Here is a 12,971-nt window from a genome sequence, read left to right on the forward strand (position 1 = left end):
TAAGACGTCATCTCATTTGGGTCGGTAGGCTGTCGGTCGTGGTTTCGATCGTTGAGCGGCTGGTGCCGGATGAGTTGTGGGAGCTGTTCCAGCGGGTGGTGCCGGAGGCTCCGTCCCGGCCTCAAGGCGGCGGGCGACGCCGACACGGTGACCGGGAGGTGTTGGCTGCGATCGTCTTCGTGGCCACGTCGGGCTGCACGTGGCAGCAGCTTCCGTCCGCGTCGTTCGGGCCGTCGGGAGCAACGGCCCACCGGCGCTTTGCCGAGTGGACCAAGGCCAGGGTGTGGGCGAAGCTCCACCGCCTGGTCCTCGACGAGCTCGGCGCCCGCGGCGAGCTGGACTGGTCCCGCTGCGCGATCGACTCGGTGAACATGCGAGCCCTGAAAAGGGGGATTTGACAGGTCCGAATCCTGTCGACCGGGGCAAGTATGGATCGAAGATCCACCTGATCACCGAACGGACCGGTCTGCCCCTGTCCGTCGGGATCTCGGGGGCGAACGTGCATGACAGTCAGGCGCTGATCCCGCTGGTGAAGGGCATACCGCCGATCCGCTCCCGGCGCGGGCCCCGGCGGCGGAGACCGGGAAAGCTTCATGCCGACAAGGGATACGACTATGCCCACCTGCGGCGATGGTTACGCGGGCGCGGCATCAAGCACCGCATCGCCCGCAAGGGCATCGAGTCCTCCACGCGGCTTGGCCGCCACCGGTGGGTCATCGAACGCACGATGTCCTGGCTCGCCGGATGCCGCCGACTGCACCGCCGCTACGAACGCAAAGCCGAGCACTTCCTGGCCTTCACCAGCATCGCCTGCACCCTCATCTGCTACCGCCGACTCACCTGTTGAGGTGCCGCTGCAGCAGATCGATCGCCAAGTCATGGCCGTAGTGCTCGGCCAGGTCCATCGGGGTTTGCCCATCAGGATCCGCGAGGTATGGGTCTGCGCCGAAGGCCAGCAGCACCGCCGTGGTGTGCACGGTCAAGGGATGCCCGGTTTGCAAGGCTCCGTCCCCCTCCGCGTCGATCGCGTGCGTCAACAGCGTCATGTTTCCGAAGACCTCATCTGGATCGGCCCCCTTGGCCAGCAGCCGGGCCAAGGTCTCCACATCATCGTGCTCCACCGCATGATGAGCCGGCGTCCAGTAGTCACTCACGACATCATTCAACCGCCCAATTGCCGACTCTCACCAGTGACTTCATGTTCTTTCGATCGCCAAATGAGATGACGTCTAACAACGGCTAACGCCATGAGCCGAGTTGTCGGTGGGTGATGAGGCAGCAGGCGAGTTTGAGGAACGCATTGTGGATGTCGGCCCGCCGTTCCCATCGGATGCGCAGGCGTCGGGAGCCGTGCAGCCAGGCAGAACTCCTCTCCAGGACCCAGCGGTAGGTGCCGAGTCCCGTGCCGTGCAGGGTGCCGCGCCGGGCGATCGCGGGCACGATGCCTCGGGCGCGTATCTGGTTGCGGTAGATGTCGTGGTCGTAGCCGCGGTCGGCGAAGAGCGAGTCCGGCCTGCGACGCGGACGGCCGACCCGGCCGCGGACCGGCGGGATCGCGTCGAGCAGGGGCAGGAGCTGGGTCACGGCGTTGCGGTTGCCGCCGGTCAGCAGAACCGCGAGCGGGGTGCCGCGCCCGTCGGTGATCAAGTGCTGTATCGAGCCGGCCCGGCCGCGGTCGACCGGCGAGGGGCCCGTGTGGAGCCCCCCTTTAACGCTCTGACGTGGGAGGAGTCGACCACACAGCGGGACCAGTCCAGCCGTGCGGCTGCGATGAGTTCGGCCAGCAGGACTTCGTGGAGCCGCTGCCACCCGCCGGCCTCGTTCCAGGCGCGCAGTCGGCGCCAGCACGTCATGCCCGAGCCGAAGCCGGGGTCCTGCGGCAAGTGCTCCCACTGGATCCCGGTGTGCAGCACGTACAAGATGCCGCACAGCACATCCCGGTCCGGCAACGGCTTGCGGCCTGGATACCAGAACCTGCGCTCATTGTGTCAGCCGTTGTTAGGCGGACTTTTGCCGGTGTCGGTCATTCTTGTGCTCGTAGGTGGTCTTGGGCCCGTTCTTCCAGGAGAGCCACGCCCAATAGCTCGCCTGCCACGGCTCCGTAGCGGTCGAGTGCCTCCCTATGGAGACGCTCCACAGTCTGGGCGACCTCATGCGGCGTGCCAAGTTCTCGTGCGTAGGCGGTGATGGCGTCGAGCTGGGCATGGATACGGTCGAGTTCATATGAGGCCAAGTAGTCCCCAGCGAATAGAGCCGGCAGGTCGTGGCGGATAAACCTAGTCGCAGCGGCGCTGCCTTGTAGGACTTCGCGCAGTACAACGAGGTCGATACCTGCGCGTTTGGCCAGGAGCAGCGCCTCCGCGGTGGCGATGGCCTGACCGAACCACAGCAGGTTCACGAGGAGTTTGGCTGTGTACCCAGCCCCGGGGCCGCCGAGGTAGTGCAACTTCTCCGGGTCCGCAATGGTGGTCAGCAGGGGGCGGCACCGTTCGGCCACGTCGCGGTCACCGGCCGTGAATACCGTCAGTTTTCCCTCTGCGGCGTCTTGCGGATTTCCACCCAGCGGGGCCTCCAGGACGTCTACGGACCAGACGCGCGCTCGTTCTTGCGCAAGGCCGGCCTCCCGAGGTTCGTTGCTCGTCATATCGATCCACACGGCATTTTCCGCAAGGACACTCAGCACCGACTGGTCCACCGCCTTGTTTACTGCGCCGGAATCGGGCAGGACTGTAATGAGGACATCAGCGTCGAACGCAGCTCCCGCAGCCGTGTCGTTCCAGGCTGCGCCGACCCGGTGTGCTGAGCTCTTCAGCTCTTCACGGCTGTCGTGAGCACGGACGGCGTAGCCGGCCTGTACGAGCTTGGCGCAGATCGGTGTGCCCATGCGTCCGAGGCCTATGAGTGCAACTACATGCATGGTCTGTTCCTTTGTCCGGCCGGCACAAGCGACCGTCCAGGATAGGTGTGGGCCAGCGTCCGGGAGTGCCGTGGTCCGTGCCGCGCAGCTCTGCACGTTCCTTTTGGCGCCAACAGCCGAGAACGGCAGGTCCATACGTATGAGGCACGACAGGTGCTTGGCGATGCAGTCGAGACGGACGCACCCGCCTTACGGCCGCCGCCGTACGGACCGTGCTCGACGAGGTGGAGGCCGGTCGCACGGAGACCCTCATCGACGAGTTCGCCGCCATGGCCAAGACCGCGCTGTCCCTGGACCCGGCCGACGTCCGAACCCTGCGGTCCAGGAGGTCTGACACCGGCCGGTGGTGCCACGTCAGGCTGTCACCCAGGTACACAGGCCCGTGTGCAGGGTGCCGAAAAGTCCTCGCGCAAGGGTGCCGTCTGGCAGGTTCCAGCAGCCGGCGACATGGCCGGTCGCCCGAGAGGGGCTGTTCTCCGGAGCGGGGCGCAGGACCCGGTGCAGGCGCAGGGTCGTGCCCCGCGATTGCCGACAAAGCGGGGTGACCTCCCGGTCGGGTGTGTCGCTGGTGCTCTGCGCCTGGGCCTCGGCCCGCCCCTCGATCAAGGCCGGCAACTGCGCCGCCAGCACCGGGTCGTGGCAGCCGTCGTAGACCCAGCGCCCCCCAGCACCCATGCTCGGCCGATACCCGCGCTGCTTGACCGAGTTGATGACGCAGGGCAGAACTCTCCGCTGCCGGTCGGGGGGGCGTCAGCGCCAGGTCGGATGCCGGGCGGTCGGCCGATGTGGCGGTGGTTGTTGGTGATGGCCTCCATGAGGCCCCCTTGCTCATGATCTATCTGAAAACGGTATCCCGCGCCGCAAACAATGCGCACGGCGTTCGATCCGAGATGCGGGTCTCTATGAGACAGTGCGTCCCCTGACGGTCCCCCGTCGGTCTGCATGGCCGTGGAGCCTTTAACCCTTGGGGGAGTTAGGCAGGCCCTCGGCCTGCGCCCGGCTCACCAACTCGTCGATCAGCTGGTCCTCCAAGGCCTCTGCCGACGCAACGGCCTAGTGCTCGGCCGCATTCTCACTGGTCCCCGACGCATCCCCCATGATCGGGAATTACACCGACCGATGCCATCACGCACGCGTGGGTGAGGCAGTCCATCAGCATGACGCTGCTGGCACTTCGCGCGAATATGCTTATCGGTGGCCGTTTCTGACCTCATTTCACGGCTGACATGACTACCACACGCATAAGCTGCTCTCGTCGGCGCCCAGAACCGCGTCTCCCCGACACAAGTCACGTGCTCGCGCTTCGGCGCGGCGCCGGAAACCCTTCCTGAGCCCGCCGCAGGCGATCACACCCCGTATGGTCAGGAGAGCATCGATCGTGGAATCGGCAGCAGCGCGCCCTTGTCCGGTCCTCACAGCCGCCACCCTTCTGCCCGAGGACGCCGACGGAGCCGCGCTCGTCGCGCGCGTGCACCACCCCGAAGTGGGGGGACCGTGTGTGGCGGCGGTCCGCGGCGAGGAAGTCGTCGACCTGACGGCCATCGCGCCCACCGTCAGCGACCTCATGGAACGCGACGACGCGGTGACGGTCGTCCGCGAGGCCGAAGGCGGACGCACCTGGCGCCTGGAGGAACTGCTGCAGGCGCCGACCGGCCGCTGTGACGTTCCGCGTCTGCTCGCCCCCATCGACCTGCAAGTGATCAAGGCGGCGGGCGTCACCTTCGCCCGGAGCCTGCTGGAACGCGTCATCGAGGAACGTACGGGCGGCCGTCCGGCGGAGGCTGCACGCGTGCGGGCCCGCGTGCAGGAGGTGGTGGGCGGCGCGCTCGACGGCATCCGTCCCGGATCGCCGGAAGCGGACAGGGTCAAGGAACTGCTCGTCTCCGAAGGCCTGTGGTCGCAGTACCTGGAGGTCGGGATCGGACCAGACCCGGAAGTGTTCACCAAGGCCCCGGTCCTCTCCTCGGTCGGCACCGGCGCCGACATCGGAGTGCTCGGCGCCTCGGGTTGGAACAACCCCGAGCCCGAGGTCGTCCTCGTCGTGGACTCGCGCGGCCGGGTCCGCGGCGCGACACTCGGCAACGACGTCAATCTCCGCGACATCGAGGGACGCAGTGCCCTGCTGCTCTCCCGCGCGAAGGACAACAACGCCTCCTGCGCGATCGGCCCGTTCATCCGACTGCTCGACGACGGCTTCGGCCTCGACACCGTACGCAGCCTCGACATCGACCTCCGTGTCGAAGGCACAGACGGCTACGTCCTGCACGGCAGCAGCTCCATGCGCGAAATCAGCCGTGACGTACTGGACCTGGTGGCCGCCACATACGGTCCGCATCATCAATACCCGGACGGCTTTGTGCTGTTCACCGGAACACTGTTCGCCCCCACCGAGGACCGCCGGACACCCGGTGAGGGCTTTTCCCACGAGTACGGTGACATCGTGCGGATCTCCAGCCCGCAGCTCGGCACTCTGGTCAACACCGTCATCACCAGTGAGCAGGCCACGCCGTGGACGTTCGGTGTGAGAGCCCTGCTGCGCAACCTCGCCCGGCGCGGGGTGCTCTGAGACTGCTACGTCCACGGCCCCTGAGAGAAAGCGGCGTGCAGGCGCCGCGTGTGATCCACGTAGCGCTCGGGTCCGGTCAGAGTGACTGTGGCCGTCAGGCGCGGATCCGCGCTGGAGGCAGCCAACCGCAGTTCCAGCTCGCCCGGTTCGACCAGGCGCCGACCGTCTCGTCCGGTGAACGAGGCGACGTCGGCCGGGACCGTGACCCGCAAGCGGCGGGCAGCGCCCGGCTCCAGTTCCACCCGGGTGTAGCCGATCAGGCGCTGCACCGGCTGGACGACGGAGGCAACCGGGTCATGCAGGTAGAGCTGGATAACCTCCGTTCCGGCACGTCCGCCGGTGTTGCGTACGGTGAAGGTGAGGGTGAACTCGCCGTCGGTCGGTGCTTCCGGCGCGTCCACGGCCAACTCCGCCCAGTCGAACCGCGTATAGGAAAGGCCGTGGCCGAAGGCGAACGCGGGGGTCGGGTCGATGGTGGACACCTCGTTGGCGTGCGCGAGGCGCGCCCCGAGGTAGGTGGCCGGTTGGGATCCCGGCAGGCGCGGCACACTGACCGGCAGCCGCCCTGACGGGTTGGTACGGCCACTGAGCACCCCGGCGATCGCGTGCGTGCCCTCCTCCCCGGGAAAGAAGGACTGCACGATCGCGGCGGACTCCTCCACGGCGCGGCCGAGGGCGTACGGTCGTCCCGCGAGCAGCACGGTGATCACGGGTGTCTCCTGGTCGAGCAGGGCGTCGAGCAGGTGCTGCTGCGCACCGGGCAGCGCCAGCGATTCGGCGTCGCACCCCTCGCCGCTGGTGCCCCGCCCGAAGAGCCCGGCGCGGTCGCCGAGCACGATCACGGCAACGTCGGCCCCGCGTGCCGCCTCGGCGGCCTTGCGGATGCCGGAAAGGTCTCCGTCGTCGATTCCGGTGCCGCGGACGAACGTGATCTCGGCGTCGGGGAACTCGGCGGCGAGCGTGTCACGCAGCGTGGGCAGCTGGATGCCCAGTGGTGTGCCAGGGTGGCGGACGCCGATGTGCTGGGGGAAGGAGTAGCAGCCCAGTACGGCGGTGGGTTCGTCGGCGTTGGGACCGAGCAGGGCGATGCGGCGTGGCCTTTCGAGCGGCAGGGTGCCGTCGTTGCTCAGCACCACGACCGCTTCCTCGGCGAGCGTGCGGGCCAGAGAGCGGTTCTCCGGTCCATCCAGGTCGATCCGGCCGCGTAGAGCGGGCGGATCGTCCAGATCGGCCCCGTCGAGGGCGGCCGGCACAGGATTCCAGTCCTTGTCGAGCAGACCGAGCGTCGCCTTCTGTGTGAGGACCCGGCGCAGGGCACGATCGACCAACGTCTCCGGTACGCGGCCGTCGGCGACGGCCTCGGCCAGGGGCGCGCCGTATGTCTTGACGTTGGGCAGTTCGACGTCGATGCCCGCGTGCAGCGCCGTGCCTGCGGCGTCGGCCCAGTCGGCTGCGACGCCGTGCAGAGTTTTCAGGAACGCGATGGCGAAGTAGTCGGCGACGACGGTGCCCTCGAAGCCCCACGTGTCGCGCAGTAGCCCGGTGAGCAGTTCCTCGTCGGCTGCGGAGGGGATGCCGTCGGTGTCGGTGTAGGCGTTCATCACCGATCTGGCGGCGCTCTCACGAATCGCCATCTCGAAGGGCGGCAGCAGAACGTCGGCGCGCTCACGTGGCCCCAGCGAGGAGGGGGCGAGGTTGCGGCCGGCGCGGGAGGCCGAGTAGCCGACGAAGTGCTTGAGGGTGGCGACAATGCCGGCTGACTCCAGACCCTGCACGTATGCCGTCCCGATGGTGCCGACCAGGTAGGGGTCCTCGCCGATGGTTTCCTCGACCCGGCCCCAGCGGGCGTCGCGCACGACGTCCAGGACGGGCGCGAGCCCCTGGTGAACACCGACGGCGCGCATGTCGCGGCCGATGGCGGCGGCCATGCGCCGTACCGCGGCTGGGTCGAAGGTGGCGCCCCAGGACAGCGGAACGGGGTAGGCCGTCGCCCCCCAGGCGGCGAAGCCCGCCAGACACTCGTCATGTGCGAGGGCGGGGATGCCGAACCGGTTCGAGGCGGCGATACGGGCCTGGGTGCGGGCCAGGGACAGCGCGCCCAGGGCAGGGTCGACGGGGACGGTGCCGAAGGGCCGGGTCAGTTGCCCCAGACCGGTCGGCAGGAGTGCGTCGAGATCGACGGCCTCCTCCATGTCGTGCTGGTGGGGGGCCACTTCACCGCCCTGATCGGAGGCGCCCACCCACACCCCGTACAGCTGGGCGGTCTTCTCCTGAAGGGTCATCGCGTCGATCAGGGCGTCGACTCTCACGGACACGGAGAGGGTGGGGTCGTTCCAGACGGGGACGGCGGAGGTGTCTTCTGCGGGCACGGTGGCGTTCACTTTCCTCCCCCGCCCGTCAGACCCTGGGGGAGGGCCCGGCGAGCGAACAGGTCTGCAGGTCATGCCGCCCAGGCGGGGCCGGCCACGGGCGTCGTTGCCGGTGTCGGATCGCCGTGGGCGTGGGCGTGGGCGTCTGCGTTTGTCAACGGCTGAATCCGGCGGTCAGACCGCTCAGCAACTGGCGGCGGCCGAACGCGTACAGGACCAGGACGGGCAGTGTGGTGAGGACGACGGCGGCGAGAACGGCGGGGACATTGACCCCGTACTGGCCCTGGAACGTCCACAGCGCGAGCGGGAGCGTCCGGCGCTCAGGGCTCTGCGTGAGGATCAGCGGCAGCAGGAATCCGTTCCAGATGGTCAGTGCGTTGAAGATGGACACGGTCACAATGGCCGGCCGGGTGAGGGGCGCCGCCAGCCGCCACAGGGTCGTCCATTCGGTGGCGCCGTCGACCCGCATCGAGTCGAACAGCTCTTTGGGCACGTCGCGGATGAAGTTGCTGAGCACCAGCACCGACAGTGGGATGGCGAAGGCGATCGACGGAAGAATCAGGGCCAGCAGGCTGTCATACAGACGCAGTTTGATGATGATGAGGTAGACCGGGATCACCGTGGCCTGCAGCGGGATGGCCAGGCCCATCAGGAACAGCCCGTTGACCGCGCGCAGTACCCGCATGCGCCAACCGCGCACGATCGCGTAGGCGGCCATGAAGGAGAACACGACCGCGGGCACCACGGCGCCGGCGGTGACGACGACGCTGTTCACGAAGTAGCGAACGAAGTCGGACTCGATGACCATCCGGTAGTTGTCCAGCGTGGGGTCGCTCGTGGGCACCAGCGGGTTGCTCGCGTAGTAGCGGCTGCGGGCCTTGAGGCTGGTGATCAGGGCCCAGTACAGGGGTATGGCGACGACGGCGAGCCAGAGCCATCCGGCCAGGCTGCCGGCCCAGTTGGGGCGGTGGGCCGAGCGACGGGGGTGGCGTTGCCGCTCGCGCTGGGTGGCCTTCTGCGGTCGTCGCGGCTCGGTGAGCGTGGTGGTCATGTCAGGCCCCCTCGAGTTGGCTCGCACCGGCGTCCCCGCCCCCGAGCCGGCGCAGCAGCAGGGCGAGGCTCAGACCCAGCAGGACCAGGATGACCGCGATGGCGCTGGCAGGACCCATCAGACTGGCCTGGAATCCCCGCTTGTACATGTCCAGCGCGAGGACCCGGGTGGCGTCTCCCGGGCCGCCCTCGGTCAGAACGAAGATGAGGTCGAAGAAGGTCAGCGACCCGACCACCATCAGCGTGGACGAGGTGATGACGGTGTATTTCAGCTGAGGCAGCGTGATGCTGAAAAACTGCCGGATCCGTCCTGCTCCGTCCAACTGCGCGGCTTCGTAGAGGGACTGCGGTATCTGCTGGACACCGCCCTGGTAGATCAGTGAGTGAAACGGGATGAACTGCCAGGAGACGACAAAGACGACGACCCCGAACGCGAGCCCTGGCCGCCCCAGCCAGTCCTGGCTGAGTGCGTGGATGTTCAGCCCGGCGCCGAGCCCGAAGTTGGGGTCCAGCAGGGCCTTGTACGCGATCGCGATCGCCGCGGAGCTGAGCATCAGCGGGATGAAGTACACCACGCCCAGAACCGCCCGGTAGCGCTGGCGGCCGGCCAGGAACGTGCCGAGCAGAATGCTCAGTGGCGTCTGGACGGCCCAGGACACTGCCATCACGAGAAACGTGACCCAGAGGGCGTGCGGCAGACCGGGGTTGGTGAGTACCTTGCGCCAACTGGTCAGCCCCGAAAGGCGGATGGCGCCGATTCCGTCCCATGTGGTGAAGCTCAGCGCGAAGACGCCGACGAGCGGAACCACGGCGAAGCCGACGAAGACCACCAGCGCGGGCGCGGCCAGCCACGGCAGGATGCCGCGTGCTTCGCGCCGCGACGGATGGCCGGTGAGTGCGCTCATTTGGCGGTGACCGCGTTGAGGTTGTCGGCGAACTGCTTGGGCGAGATGGACAGTTGGAACAGCTTGACGATGTTGTCGAGGAGGGTCTCGGCGGCGGTCGGGCTCAGCGCCTGGTCCCAGGACTGGGCGAACACCTTTGCCTTGCTGGCGATGTCGTAGGTGAACGTCAGGAAGTCGGCGCTCTTCGAGGCGGCCAGCAGCTTCTCCGTGCCCAGCCGGATCGGCACGGATCCGTTGCCGATCCACTTCTTGACCTCGGCGTCCTGCAGGACGCCCGTGGCGAAGAAGTCCCTCGCCGTCTTCTTCTGCTCGGCGCCGGCCTTGGAGGATATGGACAGGTACTGGGCGGGGTTGCCGACGGTGTCACTCGGATCGCCCTTGCCGCCCTCGACGGGAGGGAAGGTCATGTAGCCCAGTCCGCCGCTGGAGACGAAGTCCCCGCCGTCGGCCTGCTGGATGCCGTAGGACCAGGCCCCGTGCAGCATCATCGCGGCCCGGCCGGTGTACAGGAGCGCCTGGTCGGCGTTGGAGTCCGCGGTGATCGAGGAGAAACCCTTGACGAACCCCTGGGCCTTGACCAGTTCCTGGACCTTGGTCAGCGCGGTGATGGCCGCCGGGTTGGACCAGGCGTTCTTCTCGCCTTCGACGACGGCCTGGAACACCTCGGAACCGCCGATGCGATCGAAAAGGAACTCCAGCCACATCATGTTGGTCCACCGGGACTGGCCACCGAGGGCGAAGGGCGCTATCCCCTTCGCGTTGAATCTGGGCACCAGCGCCATGATGTCGTCCCAGGACTGCGGTGGTTTCGCACCGACCTGCTCGAACACTCTCTTGTTGTAATAGAGGATGATCGGCTGCACCGTCTCGCACGGCATCGCGTAGATCTTGCCGTCGACGGTTGCCGCGCCGAACGAGGACGGGAAGAGTCCTTTCTTGATCTCGGGGTGCTCCTCGAACCACGGAGTGAGGTCCTCGACCTGGCCCGCTTCCACATAGGTGCGCAGCGTCCCGCCGCCCCAGCCCCAGATGACGGTGGGCGCCCGTCCGGCACCGATGGCCGTCTTGATCTTCGTCTTGTACGCGTCGTTCTGGTAGGTGGTGTCCTTGATCTGATCCTTGGGGTGAGCCTTGTTGAAGGCGTCCACCGCGCTTGACCTGACACCTTCCTGCGGCTGGCCGTTCAGGTACCAGTACGTGGCCCCTCCGCTCTTGCCGGGACCGGATGAACCGCAGGCCGCCGGTGCCGCGGAGACCGGAACGCCGGCGGCCAGGCCAAGGAGGGTACGTCGAGAGAGCGCCATGTTTTCTCCGCACTCGAGAGCCATCGGCTTCTCGTGAGTCATGGTGAAAGAGTTTCGAAACAGCGTCCTTCAAGCTCTGCTCTGGCAAGTTAGATTTCGATCTGATGCCCTGTCAAGACGTGTGCAGGCAGTCCGAAGAGGCGCGTTGGCAGCGGAATATCGGGTTAAGATGGCTCTTATAGGAACGGCGATGAGGACCGAAACTATTTCGAAGCTCTTCAGTCATGACCGAAAGGTCATGCGGCGGCAACGGCTGACACGCTGTTGATGCAGGTCACGTCAGCGACAGCCGGTAGCGCCCGTGATGCACCGCGTCAACACCTGATGCCTCAGACGCAGGTGTCGGACAACACCCCTGTGAGCAACCAGCAACCACGGCAGCGGTTGCTCCAACAGGAACGGACAATCAGCGAGTTGTCCCGTTCCGTCCCGGCACCGCCGGATCCGGGCGCGTTGCCGTACGGTTGACCGGTTCCACAGGCGGCTCACCACACCGATGGACAGATATCTGAGAGGAAGCGATGCGACCGAACACCAGGCGCACCACTTTGGCGGACATCGCACGAGCCGCAGGGGTCTCCATCGCGACCGTGTCCAAAGTGGTCAACGGTCGCGGCGACGTAGCGCCGCAGACGCGCGCCCGGGTACAGGGACTACTGCACCAGCACCAGTACCTCGCGCCGGTGTTCCGCCACGCCGACGCCAAGGAGAACGCCACCATCGAGGTGCAGTTCAGGGGCGGCCTGAAGTCGTACGTCGCTGAGACCCTGGAAGGCATCATCGACGCCGCCGCCGAACTGGGTGCATCCGTGGTGATCAGCAAGGCGTCCCGCGCCCCTCACTGGGCCCGTGACCTGGTCTCAGCCGGACGCCGTGCCGTCATCGCGATCACCAGCGTGTACAGCACGGCCCACCTCGACGAACTGGCCCGGGCCGGGCTGCCGCTGGTCGTGCTGGACCCCCTGCATCTGCCTGACAGCCGGGTCAACAGCGTCGGGGCGACCAACTTCGCCGGCGGCCTGGCCGCGACCCAGCACCTCCTCTCACTGGGCCACCACCGCATCGCCTATCTCGGCGGTCCAGCCACGGCTGTGTGCAACCAGGCACGCATGCACGGCTACCGTGCCGCCATGGAGGCACACGGAGTACAGGTGCCCGGCGCCTACGTCCAGCCCGGAGAGTTCACGTACGAGACCGGACTGCACGGCGCCACGGCACTACTGGGGCTGCCGGAGCCACCGACTGCGATCTTCGCCGGTAACGACGAGATCGCCCTCGGCGTCATCGAGGCCGCCCGCGCCAGGGGTCTGCGCATCCCCGAAGACCTGAGCGTGGTCGGCTTCGACGACACAAGCCTCGCCCAGATGGCGTCACCGCCGTTGACCACCGTGCGACAGCCCCTACGGGAGATGGGTGCCGCCGCCCTGCGCATCGCCCTCCATCTGGTCAACGGCGAGAAGACCGAGTCGCACCACATCGAACTCGCCACCGAACTGGTGGAACGGGCCTCAACAGCGGCACCCCGCGAACCGGCATCGGCGCGTGAGCAGCCGTAGGACGTAGGAGGGGCGATCACCTCATTGAAGTGCTCTCCCAGCTAAAGCAGGGAGATTCCTGCCTACCTTGCGGTGGCGGGCTTGACGCGGCGAGCGCGCCTGGCGACTGCCCTCCCGGCAGCCGGGACGAGCGCGTGGCCCGTCCGGTACAGGTGCAAGATGTTCCGCGCTGCGTTGTGGTCGGCGTTGCCCGTCCATCCGCAGTCGGGGTTCTTGCACACGAACAGGGCCTGGGTCTCCCGGCTGCCGGGCGTGGTGAAGCCGCACGCGGAGCAGCGTCGGGAGGTGTTCGGGGCGGGGACCT

Annotated in this window: 10 protein-coding genes and 2 pseudogenes; 3 read left to right on the forward strand and 9 right to left on the reverse strand. The window is 67.4% G+C overall.

Annotation, left to right across the window (positions count from 1 at the left end):
* The first annotated feature begins 47 nt into the window (after positions 1 to 47).
* Positions 48 to 847, forward strand: a protein-coding gene (locus tag H293_RS0147500) for an IS5 family transposase (protein WP_259294743.1) whose coding sequence is annotated in 2 segments (ribosomal slippage) — positions 48 to 383 and positions 386 to 847 — 798 coding nt in all. Because the reading frame shifts where the segments join, the coding sequence is not laid out codon by codon here.
* On the opposite strand, the gene H293_RS0147505 is transcribed toward H293_RS0147500, so the two are convergent.
* From H293_RS0147505 to H293_RS52210, 4 genes and pseudogenes are all read right to left on the reverse strand, one after another.
* Positions 837 to 1,154, reverse strand: coding sequence for an ankyrin repeat domain-containing protein (locus H293_RS0147505; RefSeq protein WP_020124785.1), 318 nt, complete (start codon positions 1,152 to 1,154; stop codon positions 837 to 839). The two genes, H293_RS0147500 and H293_RS0147505, sit on opposite strands and share 11 nt — an antisense overlap.
* An 85-nt stretch (positions 1,155 to 1,239) precedes the next feature.
* Positions 1,240 to 1,979: pseudogene (locus H293_RS56730) on the reverse strand (IS5 family transposase); the annotation flags it as partial.
* A 44-nt stretch (positions 1,980 to 2,023) separates the two neighbouring features.
* Positions 2,024 to 3,052: an NAD(P)-dependent oxidoreductase gene (locus H293_RS0147520; RefSeq protein ID WP_397896511.1), complete on the reverse strand. Its 1,029-nt coding sequence runs from the start codon at positions 3,050 to 3,052 to the stop codon at positions 2,024 to 2,026.
* A gap of 219 nt (positions 3,053 to 3,271) precedes the next feature.
* Positions 3,272 to 3,583, reverse strand: a pseudogene (locus tag H293_RS52210) (maltokinase N-terminal cap-like domain-containing protein); the annotation flags it as partial.
* A gap of 712 nt (positions 3,584 to 4,295) precedes the next feature.
* On the opposite strand from H293_RS52210, the gene H293_RS0147530 reads away from it, so the two are divergent.
* Positions 4,296 to 5,483 (forward strand): fumarylacetoacetate hydrolase family protein, encoded by a 1,188-nt coding sequence (locus tag H293_RS0147530; RefSeq protein WP_028808841.1) that lies wholly within the window; start codon positions 4,296 to 4,298, stop codon positions 5,481 to 5,483.
* Positions 5,484 to 5,488: 5 nt separating this feature from the next.
* Here H293_RS0147530 and H293_RS0147535 read toward each other — a convergent pair whose 3' ends face one another.
* The 4 genes from H293_RS0147535 to H293_RS0147550 form a co-directional block, all read right to left on the reverse strand.
* Complete coding sequence (locus tag H293_RS0147535) at positions 5,489 to 7,864, reverse strand: beta-xylosidase/alpha-l-arabinosidase (RefSeq protein WP_020124791.1); 2,376 nt, start codon at positions 7,862 to 7,864, stop codon at positions 5,489 to 5,491.
* A gap of 142 nt (positions 7,865 to 8,006) precedes the next feature.
* Complete coding sequence (locus tag H293_RS0147540; RefSeq protein ID WP_020124792.1) at positions 8,007 to 8,903, reverse strand: carbohydrate ABC transporter permease; 897 nt, start codon at positions 8,901 to 8,903, stop codon at positions 8,007 to 8,009.
* Between the two features lies 1 nt (position 8,904).
* The gene (locus tag H293_RS0147545) at positions 8,905 to 9,807 is read right to left on the reverse strand and encodes a carbohydrate ABC transporter permease (RefSeq protein ID WP_020124793.1); all 903 of its coding nucleotides are present in this window, start codon (positions 9,805 to 9,807) and stop codon (positions 8,905 to 8,907) included.
* Complete coding sequence (locus H293_RS0147550) at positions 9,804 to 11,111, reverse strand: extracellular solute-binding protein (protein ID WP_028808842.1); 1,308 nt, start codon at positions 11,109 to 11,111, stop codon at positions 9,804 to 9,806. The genes H293_RS0147545 and H293_RS0147550 overlap by 4 nt, the downstream gene beginning before the upstream one ends.
* 521 nt (positions 11,112 to 11,632) lie before the next feature.
* Here H293_RS0147550 and H293_RS0147555 point away from each other — a divergent pair.
* The gene (locus H293_RS0147555; RefSeq protein ID WP_020124795.1) at positions 11,633 to 12,667 is read left to right on the forward strand and encodes a LacI family DNA-binding transcriptional regulator; all 1,035 of its coding nucleotides are present in this window, start codon (positions 11,633 to 11,635) and stop codon (positions 12,665 to 12,667) included.
* Positions 12,668 to 12,729: 62 nt separating this feature from the next.
* Here the strand turns inward: H293_RS0147555 and H293_RS56735 are convergent.
* The coding region (locus tag H293_RS56735) for a zinc ribbon domain-containing protein (protein WP_158694589.1) at positions 12,730 to 12,971 on the reverse strand (242 nt) is incomplete at its 5' end.

It is taken from the genome of Streptomyces canus 299MFChir4.1 (assembly GCF_000383615.1).
Lineage (GTDB): Bacteria > Actinomycetota > Actinomycetes > Streptomycetales > Streptomycetaceae > Streptomyces > Streptomyces canus_C.

What these genes read in the sequence shown, in the direction of transcription:
- H293_RS0147520 (WP_397896511.1), bottom strand. Translation starts at nt 3,052, where the DNA reads ATGGACCTGCCGTTCTCGGCTGTTGGCGCCAAAAGGAACGTGCAGAGC.
- H293_RS0147540 (WP_020124792.1), bottom strand. Translation starts at nt 8,903, where the DNA reads ATGACCACCACGCTCACCGAGCCGCGACGACCGCAGAAGGCCACCCAG.
- H293_RS0147545 (WP_020124793.1), bottom strand. Translation starts at nt 9,807, where the DNA reads ATGAGCGCACTCACCGGCCATCCGTCGCGGCGCGAAGCACGCGGCATC.
- H293_RS0147550 (WP_028808842.1), bottom strand. Translation starts at nt 11,111, where the DNA reads ATGGCGCTCTCTCGACGTACCCTCCTTGGCCTGGCCGCCGGCGTTCCG.
- H293_RS0147555 (WP_020124795.1), top strand. Translation starts at nt 11,633, where the DNA reads ATGCGACCGAACACCAGGCGCACCACTTTGGCGGACATCGCACGAGCC.